Annotated in this window: 4 protein-coding genes; 1 reads left to right on the top strand and 3 read right to left on the bottom strand. The window is 44.9% G+C overall.

The window, feature by feature from the left end:
• Window positions 1-193: hypothetical protein (locus C7B70_RS26220; RefSeq protein WP_199192581.1), on the bottom strand; the 193-nt coding region annotated here is incomplete at its 3' end.
• Between the two features lie 561 nt (window positions 194-754).
• On the opposite strand from C7B70_RS26220, the gene C7B70_RS25555 reads away from it, so the two are divergent.
• Entirely contained in the window at window positions 755-1,078 is a 324-nt protein-coding gene (locus C7B70_RS25555) for a co-chaperone YbbN (protein ID WP_106371661.1), read from the top strand.
• Window positions 1,079-1,307: 229 nt separating this feature from the next.
• On the opposite strand, the gene C7B70_RS25550 is transcribed toward C7B70_RS25555, so the two are convergent.
• Window positions 1,308-1,544, bottom strand: a complete 237-nt coding sequence (locus C7B70_RS25550; RefSeq protein WP_106371660.1) for a tyrosine-type recombinase/integrase — start codon at window positions 1,542-1,544, stop codon at window positions 1,308-1,310.
• A gap of 21 nt (window positions 1,545-1,565) precedes the next feature.
• The gene (locus C7B70_RS25545; RefSeq protein WP_233221165.1) at window positions 1,566-2,402 is read right to left on the bottom strand and encodes a cytochrome P450; all 837 of its coding nucleotides are present in this window, start codon (window positions 2,400-2,402) and stop codon (window positions 1,566-1,568) included.
• Window positions 2,403-2,517: the final 115 nt, after the last annotated feature.

Here is a 2,517-nt window from a genome sequence, read left to right as displayed (position 1 = left end):
TCACAGATTGAGCCGCCTGCTCAGACTGTCCGTTCTCCTCCAGGTAGTAGCCTAATTCGCTCAACCCCGCCAGCTTGGCAAACACATTCCCCAGCCTGCTCAACGTCCGCACCAATCCGCGCCAAATCTGTTCGATCAAGGCACTCAGGCGAATCAGCGTATTACGAATGATTGGAGGCATAATACATCTCACTTTGCTGTGTCTTCATAGCTTGATTATGCCACATTCAACCGCTTGTCGCTTCGAGGAGTCGTTTTGCATGGCAAAAATATGCCTACAGATAGGCAGCAGTTCAATTGGAAAGTATTATGAAAACAAACCTTCACTTGGACAGTGAATCTCAACTGCTGACCACTGGACTTCTCCAGTCATGGGCTGCTCCTTCCTGCCGCTTTTGCCACAGCCCCAATTAGTTCATCAAGATCGGTGGCTAAACACCTCGCACTGCTGACTGTGAAAGAGTTTGTGACCCACCCAGTTACCCTCACTTGGAACGAGCATTTGCCCCAATTAGAAGCGCCCTTCTCGGTCATTGATTTTATTTGCTAAGGCAACAAAAGCGACTACTTACTCCCAAGGAGCAGCCAATCAAAAGCTTAGAAGTGTTCCCTCAATCCGATGCAACGCTACTTATATTTGGTTAGCATAACTCTTGAGTTATACAGTGATTAGTTCAATCAGAACAATCTGCAATATAATTGTTCCTTTTCCGTAGCGTGGTTGTGGGATAATACTACTTTTAGAGGAAGCTCTATGACTGCCGCTTATATTCAAAACGAAACCGAGTTCGATACACTGCTAGAAACCGAGCCACTGTTTGTAGTCGACTGCACAGCTTCTTGGTGCGGACCTTGCAAACTCGTTGCCCCCTTGATAGATCAACTGGCAAAGGAGTATAGCGCTCGCGCTAAGGTTTTTAAGCTAGACCTTGATGCTAACAAGCCTGTTGCCAAGCGATTTGGTATCCGCAGTATTCCTGCTGTCATGATCTTCAAGCAAGGCGAGTTGGCAGAAACGATAGTCGGTGCTAAGCCTTATGAAGACTTCAGTAGCGCTCTTGCTAAATATTTGGCTTGATAATCTGGTTACTATATTTGAGCCAAGACTGGCTGACCCGTAGATATTACCTGTTCTAGAATAGCAGTGACTTGGATCATTAACCGATCTAGAATTACAACCGCATATAAGTGTAGGCAAAGTACTTGCGCCATTTTACTCCAGTGCTGCATCCCCGCCTGTCATACCTTGCAGTAGTCACGGGACTTACATGATCCCATACTTTTTTAATTTCGTCGATTGGATGCTCTTATGAATCCAAATACAGACTAGAACTGTCGGTTGGTCGCGCATGAAGATAGCGCTCAGTTGTGGCAATCTTTGCATGACCTAAAGTTTCTTTGACCAAGTGAACCGGAGCGCCGCGATCCATTGCATGACTCGCATGAGCATGACGCAGCCAGTGCGGCGATACATTTTCAGCTACAGTCTCCTCTAATCCTGGCACTCTTTTCGCCGCAGCTTTGACAATGCGGTTGACTTGCATCTCCTTCAAATGACCCTTTTCTTACTTTCTGTGCTGAAAGCGCACTGGCATTTTGTCTGATGGATAAATTAAAAGGTTCTGCTGTAACTTTTCGACCGATGAACGAGCGTTGACTAACTCCCAGTCAAAGTGGCGCAACAGTAGTGCCAACATTACTGTTGATTCCATCATGGATAGATGCTCTCCTAAACAACGATGAGAACCTGAGCCAAAATCTATCATTGGCAGTGGACTTTGGGTGCTTTTGTCTAACCAACGCTCCGGCAAAAATTCCTCGCTTTGAGGATAGACTATTTGATCTCTGCCAGCAGCAAGCATTGACCAGCTTACTTTTGTCCCGCGAGGAATAAGCTTATCTGCGATCATTAGGTCACGAGTAGCTTCTAGTGGAGTCGAACCAGAAGCGACTGAATAAAGGCGCAAAGTCTCTTTAATGATGGCGCGAATGTAAGTTAGTTCTTTAAGGGTTTCTAAATTAATGCCCCCTTGATTCCAAGCTGAGTCGACTACAACTTGCGCCTGCTGAAAAACCCTTTGGTTTAAGGACAATTCTGCCACTGCAAAAGATAAAGTATGGGCCGTAGTATCGGTGCCAGCTAGCAATAGGGCAACAACTTCTGCTATCAGCGTTTGTTGATTGTATTTCGGCTCTTTAGCAGCTATTTTCACTAACATTGATTCTTGGAACAAAGGACTTACCTGTGTTAGATCGGTCTCGTGTTGTTCTCTCATCTGTAAAGCTAAGTCTACTCTGGGAGTAAGAAATTCCTCTAAATATCGCCTTGCTGACCAATAATCTTGCGAATTTTTGCTTGGTAGATATTTCTGCCATATCTTCTCGCCAGTAGCTACCCTCAAAAACCGATAACTTACAGCAATTTGCGATCAAACCAGCTACAAAAAGAGCTATTTAATAGGGCTGAAAAACAGACCACAATGATGAAACCAATTGAGAGCATTTTCATCAGTAATA

The sequence above is a fragment of the Chlorogloea sp. CCALA 695 genome, from assembly GCF_003003885.1.
Classification (GTDB): Bacteria; Cyanobacteriota; Cyanobacteriia; order Cyanobacteriales; family Chroococcidiopsidaceae; genus Aliterella.
This window is presented reverse-complemented; position numbering and strand designations above follow the sequence as displayed.